The sequence below is a fragment of the Archangium violaceum genome, assembly GCF_016859125.1.
Lineage (GTDB): Bacteria > Myxococcota > Myxococcia > Myxococcales > Myxococcaceae > Archangium > Archangium violaceum_A.
Genome location: NZ_CP069338.1, coordinates 3590720 through 3605919, shown reverse-complemented (window position 1 = coordinate 3605919; position 15200 = coordinate 3590720). Strand labels below are relative to the sequence as shown.

8 protein-coding genes and 1 pseudogene are annotated in these 15200 nt (G+C 66.5%); 4 read left to right on the top strand and 5 right to left on the bottom strand.

From position 1 onward, the window contains the following. Positions 1–477 precede the first annotated feature (477 nt). On the bottom strand, positions 478–4599 hold the full coding sequence (locus tag JQX13_RS15525) for a protein kinase domain-containing protein (RefSeq protein ID WP_203409790.1): 4122 nt from the start codon (positions 4597–4599) through the stop codon (positions 478–480). 242 nt (positions 4600–4841) lie between these two features. Then, positions 4842–6467, bottom strand: a complete 1626-nt coding sequence (locus JQX13_RS15520) for a hypothetical protein (RefSeq protein ID WP_203409789.1) — start codon at positions 6465–6467, stop codon at positions 4842–4844. Between the two features lie 188 nt (positions 6468–6655). Between JQX13_RS15520 and JQX13_RS15515 the strand changes: the two genes are divergently transcribed. Continuing rightward, positions 6656–6865, top strand: a complete 210-nt coding sequence (locus tag JQX13_RS15515) for a hypothetical protein (RefSeq protein ID WP_343211096.1) — start codon at positions 6656–6658, stop codon at positions 6863–6865. After that, positions 6819–7913 (top strand): phosphotransferase, encoded by a 1095-nt coding sequence (locus tag JQX13_RS15510; RefSeq protein WP_343211150.1) that lies wholly within the window; start codon positions 6819–6821, stop codon positions 7911–7913. The genes JQX13_RS15515 and JQX13_RS15510 overlap by 47 nt, the downstream gene beginning before the upstream one ends. 11 nt (positions 7914–7924) lie before the next feature. On the opposite strand, the gene JQX13_RS15505 is transcribed toward JQX13_RS15510, so the two are convergent. Then, the gene (locus tag JQX13_RS15505) at positions 7925–9622 is read right to left on the bottom strand and encodes an RICIN domain-containing protein (protein WP_203409788.1); all 1698 of its coding nucleotides are present in this window, start codon (positions 9620–9622) and stop codon (positions 7925–7927) included. Positions 9623–9775: 153 nt separating this feature from the next. Next, positions 9776–10098 (bottom strand): annotated as a pseudogene (locus JQX13_RS15500) (RCC1 domain-containing protein). A gap of 222 nt (positions 10099–10320) precedes the next feature. Here JQX13_RS15500 and JQX13_RS15495 point away from each other — a divergent pair. Then, entirely contained in the window at positions 10321–12405 is a 2085-nt protein-coding gene (locus JQX13_RS15495; RefSeq protein WP_203409787.1) for a M16 family metallopeptidase, read from the top strand. A gap of 51 nt (positions 12406–12456) precedes the next feature. Here JQX13_RS15495 and JQX13_RS15490 read toward each other — a convergent pair whose 3' ends face one another. Further along, positions 12457–14022 (bottom strand): phytase, encoded by a 1566-nt coding sequence (locus JQX13_RS15490; protein WP_203409786.1) that lies wholly within the window; start codon positions 14020–14022, stop codon positions 12457–12459. 347 nt (positions 14023–14369) lie between these two features. Here JQX13_RS15490 and JQX13_RS15485 point away from each other — a divergent pair, with 347 nt between their 5' ends. Then, a complete protein-coding gene (locus JQX13_RS15485) occupies positions 14370–15170 on the top strand; it encodes a gasdermin (RefSeq protein WP_203409785.1) in 801 nt (266 codons plus the stop codon). The last annotated feature ends 30 nt before the right edge of the window (positions 15171–15200 follow it).

The window sequence follows — 15200 nt, the reverse complement described above, 5'->3', positions numbered from 1 at the left end:
GTCTGCACCCCCTGTCTTAATAACCGCAGCGGCCATGCACCAAGCCTCCACCCGTCGACAGCCGCCCGAGAACTTCGCGCTCTTGCAGCGGAGCACGGACGAGGTGGAGCCTGCGCGCATTTTTCACGCGCGTCCCGGTGAGCCGTGGGGGATTCGGCGGACATTCTCGGCGAGCCTGTTCTGCTATCCGACGCCGGACGACCTGCTTGCCGCGCCCTTGAGGGGCGCGCGCCCCTGGGCAGGCGCAAGAGGTAGTCGCTGGCCAGGGAACCGGAGCGGGTCGGCTCCACCGTCGTACGCCGTCCGCGGCTTCCCGATTCCGCTTCACCGCGCCCGGTGAGACGCCGATGAATCGCGTGAAGGCGTGTCAATACGTTGGATGGATTCAAACAGGGAAATAATGTTTGACGGGCACTGGTCGGACTATTGCCTTCGTGCCACGTGGTGCCGCTCAACTTCCCTGACACCCTCCGCCCGTCACCGGGCCTCAAGGCCCTCCTGCGGCGTCGAGAACTGCTCGAGCAGGACCCGGGCATCCTGGAAGTCCACGGCCTCGGAATCCACCCTGGACCCGTAGAAGGCCCGCACCAACCTCCGGCGGGCCTGCACGTCGTGCCCCGTGTCCCGCAGCAGCCGAGCCAGAGCGACCGTCGCGCGCAGCTCGAGCAGGGCGGCCCTTTCGCGATGGGCCATGATGCAGGCCCGGAGGAAACAACGCATCGCCTCGCCGTTCTCTCCGCGCAACCGCAGGAGTTCCCCCCGGATGCGGTGCATTTCGGGAACGACAAAGCGGTCACCGAGCTTGTCCATGCATTCCAGGGCCTCCTCCACCGAGGCCAGTCCCTCGTGTACCTGCCCCAGACTCCCCTGCACCTCCGCGAGCAGTCCCTGGAGGTAGGGGACGAAGCTCCAGGCCTCCATCCGCCTCAACTGCCCGAAGCTCTTGCGCAGAGCTTCGAGCCCCTCCTTGCGTCGCCCCAGTCTGGCCAATGCCCAGCCACGGAAGCCCCTCAATACCTCCTCCGAGGGCCTGAGCCAGACCCTGGACGCGGCGAGCATGCCCTCTTCCGCCCACTCCAGGGTACGTTGGACATCCCGGTGGAGCTGGGCGGCACTCGTCAGGCAGACCAGCACGAGGTTCAGGGTCCCGGGGTGGTTCATCCGTCTGGCTCGCGCCAATGCCTCGAGGCCGAGCTGCCACGCCCGCCGCACATCGCCCAGGGCCAGCCGGGTGAGACAGATGAAGCTCGAATCCAACACCTCCAAATCAACCCAAAGACCGCTGAGGGGAAAGGCCAGGAGCGACTCTTCCGCGGAAAGCACCCTCGCCTGGTCGAGCAGTTCCAGACTCTCGAGGAGCTCCCCCCGTTGGCGGGAGATGCTCGCCAGATTCCGGTAGGCATGGGCACTCAATCTCTTGTCTCCCCGTCTCTGGCCCAGGGTCAGGAGCCGCACGGCCAGCTCGTGCGCCAGCGAGAGACGCCCGCCGGAGATGAAGTAGGTGCACAACCACGTCCACAGCAGCTCGAGGTACGGGAGAGACTCCCCCTCCTGCTCGAAGAGCTCCAACGCGCGGGTGTAGGTCTGCTCGATCTCGGGCACGCCATAGCCCTGGGTGCTCATCAGCGCGATGCCGAGCGAATTGAGCAGCATCATCTCTTCGCCGCTCCGTCGTGAGGCATCCGGAAGGCTTCGCAGCAGAGCCAGCGCCCGCCGCACATGCACGATGGCCTCCAGGTTGGCCGAACGCTGGAACGCAAGAGTCACAGCGCGCATCCGGTAGCGAAGGGCCCGCTCGAGCTCCCCCGCCTCGGTGTAGTGATGGGCGAGCACCTCGGGCTGGGCGCCCACCACGCCGGGGAACCGCGCCTCCAGCACCTGGGCGATGTGCCGGTGGAACTCCCGCCGGCGACCACGCGGAAGGGATTGCCAGGCCACATCCTGCAGCAGCGCATGGTGGAACTGGTAGCCCGGCTCCTCGGAGTCGTCCCGCTGGAAGATTCCGGCCGCCACCAGGGACGCGAGGTCCTCACGCAGCTCGGCCTCACTCCGTCGAGTGAGCGCGGCCAGCAAGGCCCCGGTGAAGCGGCGGCCCACCCCGGCAGCGAACCAGACCAACGTCCGCTGCCGGGGCGCGAGCGCGTCGAGCCGGCTCGCGAGCAACTCGTGAAGGGTGAGCGGTATCGCGCCAGGTGCCCGCTCGATCATCAGGCGAGCCATCTCCTCGATGAAGAGCGGGATGCCCTCCGTCTTCGCCACGAGCTGCGCGAGCCGCTCTTCCGGCAGCTCCCGGCCCCTGGCCACCTCCCGCACCAGGGCAGAAGTGGACTCCTCCGACAGCCGGCCGAGCTCGAGCCGATGGAACCCGGGCCGCGGCGGCCAGGGAGGCTCGAACCCGGTGCGCGCGCTGAGCACGACGAGCACCCGCTCCTTCCCGATGTGCTCCAACATGACTCCGAGCAGCTCCAGGGTGGACGGATCAGCCCAGTGCAGGTCCTCCATCACGGAGAGAACCGGCCGATGTTCCGCCATCCGCAAGAGCAGGGCCCGCAGCGCATCGAGGAGCCACCGCTTGCTCTCCCGCTGCTCCAACGAGAGCCCAATGGACGGAGTCTCCTCCGCGCCGGCTGGCGAGAGCAGGGACGCGAGACCGTCGATGTACCGCGCATCCAGTTTGGGCTCGCGAAGCAGACCCAGAGCACCCAGCAACGACTCGAGATGGCCGCGCAGCTCCCGCCGCGAGCGCACGCGGGGTTCGCCAGGAAAGAAGCGCCGCCATAGCAAATCGATGACGGGAGCAAAGGCGCTGCTCTCGAGCCGCGGCCAGCACTGGCCCTGGACGAGGTAGGCCGACTCCGGGGAAAGCCGGCTGCTCAGCTCCTGGATGAGACGGGACTTACCGATACCCGCCTCCCCACGGATGAGCACGAAGGAGCCCCGCCCTTCCCGGGCCTCCTCCCAGAGAGCGAGGAGCATCCGAAGCTCCCGCTCCCGCCCCACCATGCGGGAGACGTGACCGGTGGCGAGCACCCGCTCGAAGCGCATCACCGCCTCGCGCTCGCGCAGCACACGCCAGGCGTCCAGGCGCTGTCCGCCCACCGGCCCAGGGGGATCCTGGTTGACGAGAGGCTCGGTCTCGAAGGCGCCGCGCACCAGCAGCAAGGTGTTACCGCCGATTGCCACGCCTCCAGACCCCGCCAGCTCCGCCAGCCGGGAAGCGATCTGCTGTGCCTCTCCCTGGATGGCGGGTGCTGTCCCTGACGACTGCTGGGCGGAGACGGTGAACACCACCGCGTCGGTGTGGATCCCCACCCCCACGGAGAGCGCGTGCCCCGGCAGGCGAGGCGGCTCCTCCTGAAAGCACCTGAGCAGGTCGAGCCCCGCACGCACCGCACGTACCGAATCGTCCTCACGGGCCACCGGGTAGCCGAAACAGGCGAGCACCTCCTGGCCGAGCCAATGGGTGACGAAGCCCTCGTGCCGCTGGATGACCCGCGAGCACCTGCGGTGGAAGTCTTCCTCCATCTCGAGGGAATCCTCGGGGTCGGGCTTCTCGGAGAGCCGAGCCAATCCCACCAACCCGCAGGACACGAGCGCCACCTGCCGGCGCTGAGGACCCAGGGCATGCGGCTCCTCGCGCCACGGCCCGAGTTGCGTCTCCAATTGGTGCAGCCGCTCGGCCAACGCGGTCGCGCTGGGCAGCCGCCGGCCAGGCTCCTTCTCCAGCAGCAGGGACACCAGCCGCGCTACCTCTTGGGACAGCTCTGGAGCCCGCTCGCGGACCGAGGGCACCGGCTCGGGAGAGAGCACGCGGGCACGCAGCTCCTCCAGGTTGACGCTTGGATAGGGCAGCTCGCCGGTGAGCAGCTCGTAGAGCATCACCCCCGCGGCCCAGAGATCGGTGCGCGCATCCTGCGGCTCACCCCGCCACTGCTCCGGTGCCATGTAGGGGGGCGTTCCGGCCGTGGGGAGGAAGGGCACGTGCGAGCCGGACCCCAGGAGGTGCGCCAGTCCGAAGTCGAGCAGCTTCACCGTGCCTTGCCGGGTGAGGAAGACATTGCTCGGCTTGAGGTCACGGTGGACGATGTGGCGCTCGTGCGCATGCGCCAGCCCCCTGGCCACGCCCTGCATGATGCCCAGCACACGCCGCAGCCCCGGACGCTCCCGGCTGAGGAGCGAACCGAGTGACTCCCCGTCCAGACACTCCATGACGAGGAAGGGGACCAGGGGCTCCCAGGGTGCGCCGCCCCACTCGCCCATATCGAAGATGCGGACGATGTTCTCGTGGTCGAGCTGAGCGATGGCGCGTGCTTCCTGACGCAGCATCGCGCCAAGCGCCTCCTCCTTCGTTCCCGCGACACGTGGCAGGAAGAACTTGAGGGCCACGACGCGCTGCAGCTCCGCGTCCCGAGCACGGAAGACCTGCCCCATGGCGCCGCCCCCCAGCGCGTCGAGAACCTCGAACCGGCGCTCGTCCCGGCCACCCAGCAGTGAGCCAGGCGCCGGCATCCGGGAGGGAACGGGCGCCCGAGCGATCTCCTTCAGGAAGGAGTCACTGAAGTCAGTGAAGTCCTCGAGTTCCTCCGCACCATCCCCCATGGGCGACTCCTCGCGCTACAGGGAAAGGTAGAGTCCCGAGGCCCTGGTTCGTGAGGTGGAGGCGGGGACGAAGCAGAGCAACGCTCGCGCTCCTGGCCCCCCTGTGAGCCTGCCGCCACGGAGGGCACAGGCGAAGACGTCCAGTGCGATCTGGAAGCACCACCTCCAGCACCTTGAAAGGGCTGGTTCCAAAGGCCACCCTTTCAAAAGACCTCAGCGAGGGCCCTCCTCGCTTTCGCTGATCAGTTGTACCAATCACCGATCAACTGGAGGAACCTACTTCCGAACTCGATCAGCTTCTCCTGATCGCTGCCGCACGTATTCAACGCCTCGCAGACCCTCTGCCTCACATCTTGATGGTCGGGCTTGTCAAGGCCGTACTTCTGCCATACACAGCGCAGCAGATTCACATCATAAGGCCTTGAAAAAAGCCCCTTCGCGATGGGCGTTGCCCGCTTCTTGACGATGAATTTCGCTCCAAGGGAGCAAAAGTCCGTAAGGACCTGGATGCGAAGCGGCTTTCGCTCCACGGGCAGTGCGCCAGTCTTCATCTGGTCGAACAAATCCAGAAGCACGCGCAACCTCGCGCACTGGATTGCTTGCTCGACCGTCAAGGACTCGATGTTCTCGATCCACTCTCCGAGCGTACTCAGCTGAGTCGTCATGTCCAGTGAGACCGGGAGCGCTTCGACTCCCGGTGCGAGTGTCACGATTCTTCCCGCGAACTTGCCGCTGTACATCATCCGCAGAAGTCCGCTGCTGTGCAAACCATACCGGACCTCCTGCAGGCCAGCGGTGTCTGGATCAACGGGGCTCCCCCCGTACACGACGCTCGAGCGAAGTGTCTTATTTTCCCCCATGGCCTTGTCCAAGGCGCTCTTGGGAGCCTCTGATCCGTTGAAGAGGGCGACCTGGTAGAGGCTGGGCCTGTTGCAAGACTTCAGGAACCGGCTCACCACCCGCTCGATGGCCCGCCATCTCTCCAGAACCGCTGTCTTGGTGTCTTGCGGAACGCCCCCGCCGAACGCGAGGTTGGTGTCCTTCATCTCGATTTCAAGACGAAGCATCTTATCGCCAGTGAGCTCGGCTGAATGCACCCCCACATAAGCCTCGACGATTTGAAGCCATCGATCGAGAGTGAGGAACCTCGGCGGCAGACTGTTGGCGTTTACCTGGTTGATCCGCACCCCACCAGAGGGCAACCGGGTCTTATCCTGCTCTTGCTGATACAGCGCCTCAATGTGTTGCGTATGGGTGACAACGGGAACTCGATCCTGACTGAACCAGACGTCGCATTCGACACCGCTCAGCTTCTTTTGCCGCCATGCATCGAGCGCCTTGACCACGGCCGCTTCGCTGTTCTCGTTCTCGTGCGTATAGAAAAGACTGTCGAACAGTTGCCGCTCGTATACCTTACGAACCTTCTCGAAAGTGGCACCGTCTCCACGATGCGCGATGACGATCACGTTCGAGCGCAGGTTTCGCTCCTTCCACTGCGCATCAAGCCTGTCGGTAAGCTCGCTCACGACTTCGTCGTCCGTGCCAGCAGCGGCCATCGCCGTGAGCAACTGGTTGTTGATATAAAACTGCTGCTCGTTCGGCTTTTTCTCCGAGCACCAGAATCGCAACAGCGCGTAACGGCCAAGGATGGTCGCATCGAGCGACGCCGCAACATCGGCTGCATTCTGGAATTGAGACACCGCGCCACGCTTCAGGCGGCCGCTAATGCGGTTCAGCTTGCGCATCCCTTTGTCGGCCAGGACGATACCAGCAACCGGGGCCCTCCACTCTTCGGGCAAGGAACTCCACAGCGAGGGGTTCTCCTGCATCTTTGCTGCAAGCTTCGACGAATCCCAGATCTCCGCCACGGCACACCTCTTTTCGCTACGGCGCCATTGACGGAGGATACTAGCAAGGCCGTGCGCGGCGCCGGTATGCTGAGGCATCGGACGTGTCCATCGGGCGCTGCTGACGCGTCATGGGCGTGTCAGCCGCGACGCCACGCCCGGAGGGTAGACACAGGCCCGAGGCGCCTGGCGCTCTAAAGCTCACGCTCGTGGCACATCAGACGATCGTCTTTGGCATCGCTCCCGCAGCACGCAGCAGGCTCAACGCCGTGTTGTTCGTCAGCGTGTTCATCGGAGCGGCAAGCGGCAGCCTCATGCTGGCCCGGTGGGGGTGGGTGGCGGTGACGTTGCTGGAGACCGCCTCGGCGCTGGCTGCCCTGCTGGTCCGCCTGTTGCCGCGGGCACGCACGGCCCGCTGATTCAACGCGATGCAACCGCCGGGGCGGCCGTGGACCCGAGCCGGCCAACGCATGGTATAGACTCCGCCTCGCGCGACTGACCCGCGCCCCTCGCGCCGGAGTCGAACATGACCGTCGCAGACTGCTTGCCCCGGACCTCAGAGGACCCACCACCACCATCACCCGGATCGCCGCGGGGCTCTCGGGCGCCGGCGTCTACCGCGTCGAGACCGCCGGTCAGTCATTCGTGCTCAAGATCGCCGGCGAGGCAGAGAACGATGCCGACTGGCGCCCCGCGCTCCATATCCAACGGCTCGCCGCCGACGCGGGCCTCGCGCCTCGCATCGTCCACGTCGACGAGGCGCGGCGCGCGGTCTTGACCGCATTCGTCTCCGACCGCTCGTTCGGGGCCTTCTACGGGGACCCGCGCACCCACGAAGCCGCGCTCACCCAGCTCGGCCGTACCGTGCGCCGCATCCACGCGCTCCCCCTCCCCGCCGATGCGCGCATGCGAGAGCCCCGCGAGTTCCTCGCCCAGGTCTGGGACGGCCTCCTGGCCGGCTTCGCCCTCCCGGACTTCGTCGGCGACACGGTCCAGCGCGTGCTCAGCGAGAATCCACCCACCCGCGAACGTGCCCTGGTCCTCGGCCACAACGACCTCAACCCCACCAACCTCGTCTACGACGGCGAGGCGATCCTCATACTCGACTGGGCCACCGCCGGGCCGATGGACGCCTACTACGATCTCGCGGTGCTCTCCGTCTTCCTGCGCATGGACGAAGGAACCTGCATGCGCCTGCTCTCGGCCTACGAGGGCACGCGGTTCGCGGAGCTCCCCCACCGCTTCACCTACACCCGCCGGCTGGCGGCGGCACTCGCCGGCTCGTTCCAGCTACACCTCGCCCGCCAGCTGAAGCACGCGGGAGCCACCGGCGAGGAGACGCTCGACTCCGTCCCCTCGCTCGGCGAGTTCTATCAGCGGATGCGGGCCGGCGCGCTGAAGCTCGGCACGGCGGACGGCCACTGGGGGTTCGGTCTCGCCCTGCTGAAGGACAACCTCGCGCGCTAGAAGCCGACCCGCTACTTGAACTTCCAAGCCCGGATGTAGCGGATGTCGAACGCGTTCCCCTGTCCTGTCGGCGTCGACGCATCGCCCGAGCCGCTGGCACTTCCGAACTGGAAGCTCAGCAGGATGTACATGCGGTCGGGCATGCTCACGTTCGCGGTGTAGACCAGGTTGCCATCAAGATAGAAGGACTGCCTGTTGGGCTCCCACTTCACGGCGTACTTGTGGTACCCGGCCGAGAGATCGACGCCAGCCTGGACCATCTTGGCGCCGCCTTGAACCCCGGGCTCTCCCGTCCAGATGGTCGCGCCATACGCCGTGGGACGCAGGCTCGAGTTGGACCAGCCGCTGGTCGGACCGCCTCCGGGATAGGCCTCCATGATGTCGATCTCGGGGCGATAGGGATCCGCGTAATCGTGGTTGTAGAGCCAGAACGCCGGCCACGGCCCCCTTCCATACGGCAGCCGGGCTTCGATCTCGAAATAGCCATAGGTCTGGTAGTACTTGCCGTCGGTCGTGATGTGCCGGTAATCGCGGATGTACGGGGTGCCAGCCACCGGGAAGATCTTGAGGCTGCCGCCACCGACCGTGTAGTTCGGGGTCGGGTCCGAGGGCAGATACCAGAGATGGTCGACCCACTTGCTCGTGTCGAGGCTGGTGCCCTCGAATTCGTCGGAGAACGTCAGCGTATAGAGGCTCGCGTCCTGGCCGAAGGGGCCTGGAGTGCCACCAGGGGGCGGTGGGGTGGTCGGCGCACCGATCGTCCACGTCTGGTTGGCCTCACCGGTACAATCCCAGAGCTCCAGCGGCGCGCCATCTCCGGTGGCGGTGGGGCCGCCGGTCACATCCAGGCAGCGGCCACTGGGCACGTGGACGAACCTGTACTCACCCGCGGCACCGGCACTCTGCATGCTCCACAATTGCCTGGGTTGGCCCGTGCAGTCCCACTGCTGGATGCCGGTCAGGTTGGCGGTGCCGCCGTTGATCGCCTCGATGCACTTGCCGCTATTCCTGGCGATGAGCTCGTACTGCCCGCTTCCCATGTCCTTCAGCGTCCAATCCTGGTTGGACTGGCCGGTGCAGCTCCATTGCTCGATGCGGTCGCCGTTGGCGGTGGCCGTCACCCCGCCCCTCACTCCCATGCACTTGCCGGAGTGCCTCGCCACGAGCGGTTTCGCGGAGGTCGAGGTCGAGGGCGGAAGCGTCAGCGCCCACGACTGGTTGGCCTCGCCGGTGCAATCCCATAGCTCGGTCAGTACGCCATCCCCGGTGGCGGTGGGGCCGCCGGTCACATCCAGGCAGCGTCCCCCGGAAACGGCGACGATTTCGTACCGGCCCGACCCCTTGCTCCTGAGATTCCAGAGTTGTCTGGCCAGGCCCGAGCAGGTCGCTTGCTGGATTCCCGCTCCATTCGCGGTCGCGCCATTGATCACCTCGACGCATTTGCCGCTGCTGCTCGCGACCAGTTGATATTGGCCGTTGCCCTTGTCGGTCAGCGTCCATGCCTGGTTGGCCTCGCCACTGCAACTCCATTGTTCGATCAGCGCGCCATCCGCGGTGGCCGTGGGCCCACCGCGAACATCCAGACATTTGTTCGAATGCTGAGCGACGATGGTCGTGGTCGCCGCGAGCGCGGAGGGGGCGGCGAATACCACCCCCGTGACGACGGCTGCCGTGCCACATCGCCGAAGTAGCTTCTTGAATGATTCCATCGGGTACGCATCCTCCTGGAGTGTCAGGATTCAAGCACACCCATGAAATTCAATTAAAACATAGATTGCTTGTTTTTCAACGAAAGAGTCGTATAGACGACGGAGAAGGGGACCCGCGCGGGCTCCAGGGCGCCCGCGCGTCGCGCTCACCGCCTACAGCAGGGAGCGAACGGGGGTGGGGACGAGCGGAGGGTTTTGATTGCCGAGCTGGCCGGCGCCGTTGTCGCCCCAGGCCCACACGGTGCCGTCGGAGCTCACCGCCAGCGAGTGGCTACCCCTGCCGCCATGGCCACCACCCCGTTCAATCCTTTCACCTGCACCGGCGTGGGGCTGCTGGTCGTGGTCCCATCCCCCAGTTGACCATTGTTGTTATTGCCCGCTGCCCAGACCGTGCCATCCGGACGCACCGCCAGGGAATAATCCCCTCCTGCTGCAATACGGGCCCGCGCCTGTGTATGCCGCAGAGAAGAGCCCATCGCCTCCAGCTCTTTTCCCCATAGATGACTCGAGAAGCGACGAAATACAACCCGTGACGGCCAGTGACATCTCGGCAACACCTTCCAGGTCATGCACGAGCGCCCGGCCCGGCCATTCACAGAACTGTCACCCTTCCCGCTGTAACCACCGGCTGGATTTTCTGCTCCAGGGGGTAGCCACCCACTTCCGTGAAACACGGAATCAACCCTGGACTCTCCATCATGAAAGTTCGTCCCAGCCCCCGCTCCCGTACCGCGGCCCGGCTCGTCTGGATGATGCTCACCGCCGTCCTGCTGCTGCTCGTCCCCTCGGGCTGCGCGACCTCCTCGTCCTCTCGGAGCGAGCCACCGCTGGAGCCCCCCGCCGTCCGGGGTGCCTTCGTGACGTACCCCAGTGGGATGCGCTTGCTGGTGAATGAAGTCCCCGGTGCCGCCGAGGTCTCCATGACCGTGTCCTACCGGGTGGGCGCCACGGATGACCCCGCGGGCAAGGAGGGTCTGGCGCACCTGTCCGCCTTTCTCACCCTCACGCGCCACCAGAAGCACCCGTCCCTGCCACTCCAGCCGCAATTGGAATTCGAAGGCGCTCGAATCCACCCCTCCTTCACCCATGACACCACGGATTTCATCCTCACGATTCCCCCGGAAAAGCTCTCACGGGTGCTGTCGGTGGAGGCACAGCGGATGAAAGACCCCCTGGGCCAGCTCACCGAGGCCGAATTCCTGCACCAGCGCAGCCTGCTCGCGGAGAGGCTGCGCCAGCAGGACCTCCCCGGTGGCATCATGACGTGGTGGCTGTACGAGCGACTGCTGCCAGGCCATCCCTATGGCCGTGTCCCCATGGGCACTCCCGAGTCGGTCGAGCGCCTCACCCTGGAGGACGTGCGCGCCTTCGTCAAACAACACTACACCCCCGCCCACGCCGTGGTGGTGGTGGCCGGCCCCCTGTCCGCCACGGATGCGAAGTTCGAAGTGGCGCAGGCCTTCGTGGGCCTCACCGGAACGGATGCATCCACGCCTGTTCCCCCGGTGCGGCGCATCGCACCTCCCATTCCCCAGGAGCCGCCTCCCGGTACTCCCATGGTGCAGCTGGAAGGGCCCGTGCAGTCTCCACGTCTGTACATGGCCTGGACGATGCCCGGCGTCTTCTCGGGAAAGGTCTTCCATTTCCAGTTCACCCGAGCCCTGTTCGAGGAAGTGTTGCGAAGAGAGCTCGAAGCCTCTCCCCGGGTCCTCCATTTCGAGGTCAAGGACCACATGACGGATGGCATGATGCTGCTCGCCGCGCAGGTGGACGTTCGAGACACGGATGAGGCGCAGGCGCTCGTGCGACGGGTCCAGGAAAGGCTCGCTCGCGTGTTGAGCCCGGACAGCATCGACCATGCGAGACGCGCACTTGCCGCGTACGGAAACCAACTCCTCCAGGAGTTGGCGAAAAAAATTCCCACCGACCACATGGCCATGACCCTGCGTGCAACGGGTCGGCCGGATCACATCAACATCCAGCGGCAGCAGATTCAGACCCTCATCACCTCCGAGACGGAACTGGCCGATTACCTGCGCACCTACCTGCGTCCCGAGCGCGTCCGGCTGATGCTGGTCAGACCGCAGCCCGCGGGGTGGCACGAGGCCCTCGCACGCGCCAAGAAGCACTCCAACCGGGGAGACACCCTCAGGGGCCCCCATCCACAAGAGCTCGGCACGGCAGGCCTCGAGCGGGCCGTCGCCGCCTATCGCTCGGCCCTGAGCGAGATGCCCCGGCAACATGCGCCCCTATTGTGGGCAGAGACCCAGACCCACCTGGGAGACACACTCCTGGTGCTTGGAATGCGCCAACCCGGGACGCGCCTCCTCGAAGAGGCGAAGGCCGCCTACCAGGCTGCCCTGGAGGAAAGGACCCGGGAGCGAGTTCCCTGGCACTGGGCCCTGACACAATACGCCCTGGGCAACACCCTGCTGGCGCTCGAGAGCCGGAGCCCCAACCGGGCGCAGCTCCAGCAGGCGGTGGAGGCCTTGCGTGCCTCGCTCGAGGTCGAGCTCCCCGAGCTGACGCCCCAGGAGTGGGCATCCCGCCAGGGCAACCTCGGCGCCGCCCTCCTCATGCTGGGCCAGCACACGCGGAATGCCGCACTGCTGTGCGAATCCCGCTCGCGATACGCCCTGGCCCTGAGCAGAGCCAGGGGCGAGGACCCCGCGCGTGACACCCGGCTGGAACAGGGGCTCGAAGCGGGGACGAAGCTCCTCCGGCACCAGTTCGGGGAGCGGGCGCTCCGCGACTGCATGAAGAAGACCGCCAGCTCGCCCTGAGTGCCGGACACCTGGAGGGCCCCGGGAGGGTGTCAAGGCACCTCTCGGGGCTCAGTCGTCGTGCGGGTCACGCGGGTCGTAACCGTCCGTGTCCACCTTGAAGCCGGGAGGCACCGCCTCCGCGATGTCGTCCCAGCGCACGAGCTTGAACTGCGTCGAGCCATCGTACTCGTAGCCATTCACCGGCTCGGTGCTCGGCGGTGGCGGGGCCTTGCCCGTCTGCAGGACGACGAGCCCCCTCGGGAAATAGGGCCCCATGGGCACGTTCACCACGTCATGCCCATCCGTCTCGCCCACGCCTTCCACCTGGAAGCTCCCGAGATGGCGATTGCCGCGCTCGCGCGTCCATCCCCCCTCGCGGTCATAGATGTGGAGCGTGTCGTCTCCCTGGCTGGAGACGAGGAGGTAACCCTCCTCGTCCTCCCTGTAGTACAGCGCGAGCCCCTCGACGTCCGCCTCCAGGTGCTTGCCACCTACCGCCGGGTTGCCCGGCACGGCGATGGTTCCCTCGGGCGCCTCGGCCGGAGCCTCCAGCTCACAGGCGTATTCGCCGTCATCCGGGACGGCCCAATACGGAGCCCCGAAGGACTTCACCGGCTCGATGAGGCGGCTCGGCGGGACGTCCACCACGCGCGGGAGCGACGCGCTCAGCGGCACCTTCCACAGCCCCACCACCTCCTGCGCCGCGTAGAGGATGCCCTCCCGCTGGTCCACCACGAGCCCCTCGAACTGCGGATCCTCCGCCGGCTCCTCCCGGCAGGGCGACCACGACAGCTGTCCGCGGCCGTCCGGCGCGGGGAGCGAGAAGCGCGGGTTGAAACGGAACTCGCGCACCTTCCGGTAGCCCACCTGCTCCGTACCCGCCTCGTACAACTCGAGCCAGGCGACCACACTGCGGCTGCGCTGCGTCACGAACGCGTGAAAGCGGTCGGAGGGGTCGTGGTACAGCCCGAGCCCGTAGGCCGTGCTCTGGTCATCCAGCGGATTGGGCCGCGAGCCCACCGGCTCTCCGGTGGGCTGGAAGGGAGACGGCTGCACGTACCGCTCTGGAAAGACGCGCCCCGCCGTGCGCGCGGTGACATCGAACAGCGGTCCGCCCGCGCGCCCGGGCTCGATGGCATAGATGCGAAGCCGGTCACACCCACGGTCCGTCACCACCGCCAGGTCCACCTTCCGGACCCGTCCATCCGCGCCGCGCAGCGGAAAGCCGTACTGGATGTCCACGTTGTTGAAGCGTCCGAACGTCTCGCCGCTCTCGCTCTCCGGGCACGCGGAGGTCCCCGCCTCGGGCCTCGGACCGGGAGCCGCGGGGTCCTCGGCCGAGAGCGCCGGGCGGTTCGGCGGCAGAACCGTCTGCACCACCCGTCCCCGCAGATCGTAGACCTGCAGGCCGGCCTCCTTGAGCACGCCAATGACGAGGCCCCGCTCCGGACGACTCGGGTGGACCCAGATGGCCGGGTCATCCGAGTCCGGGGTGCGCGGTGCGTCGTCATACCCGTGCAACACGGGTGTCTCCGCGCTCGGAGGAATGACGACGGGAGACTCGGCGAGCGACACGAGCGGAACCAGCACGAGCGCCAGTGAGGTGCTTCCCAGGACACAACGCTTTGCGAACATGGACTCCTCAACTGTGGATGCACTGCACATGCAGCGCGAGCGGCGCATGGTGGTGGAACGGGCCCGGGGGCCGAGCAACAAATCCGTCAAGAGAACCCCCAAGCTCGCAGAGCCCGGAGTGCGTATCTCAATGGGCGAAGCTTCACCGTCTACCCGGTGGTTTGACGGGTGCGGGTGTAGAGGCGGTGCGGCCCCCTGGAGGCACTCGCCTACCCGGGCCTCCCTCCCCTGTGGCTGTAGGTGAGTGACGAGTCGAAGTGGCGTGCTAGGTTCAAGCGCCCGCGTCAGGCGGGTGTTCCCTGGGGGGAGCCCCGGATGTTTCCTCATCACTCTCGAAGGAGCAGTCCATGGGTTTGTGCACCGATCCCGCTACCACCTATCTCAAGCGTCTCGGCTACAACGTCGTCCGGCTCCCGCGTGAGAACATCCAGCCGCTGCACCTGCTGGGGCGTCAGAACGGGACCGTGGAGTACCTCGGTTCTCTCGAGAAGCTCATCACCCGGCCGCCCGCCGATCCCCCGGTCACCACCCGCGACCAGGCCGCCGCGGGTATCAACGGACAGAAGACGGACAACCTGTCGCTGAGCATCGGAATCAACATCCTCAAGGGCATCCTGGCGCAGTTCGGCGCCGGGGCCGGCATCGAGGCCCAATACCAACAGGCGCGCAAGGTGCGCTTCGAGTTCAGCAACGTCCTCGCGGACTCCGTCGAGCCGCTGGCCGTGGGGCAGTTCCTCAAGAAGGCCGAGGTGGACGCCGACAACCCGGTACTGAAGCAGTACGTGCTCGGCAAGGGCCGGTTGTATGTGATTACCGAGGTCATCAAGTCGAACGAGTTCACCGTCTCGGCCGAGAAGTCGGGCGGCGGCGACGTCCAGCTCGATGTGCCGCAGCTCCAGGACGTCGTCGGCGGCAAGCTGAAGGTGGAGGCCTCGGCGGGCCAGCAGAACACGGTGACCTACAAGGGCGACAAGCAGCTCGTGTTCGGCTTCAAGTGCTTCGAGGTGGGCGTGAAGGACGGGGACATCACCCTGTTCACCGCCCAGCCCGGTGCCGTCGCGATGGCGATCAACAGCTCCACCGGTGTCGTGCCGGGCGATTCCACCCTCCTCGACGAGGGCGGCCTGCTGGAGCTCGAGGGCATCTAACGCTGACACGGGCTGAGTGAGGCTGGAGCG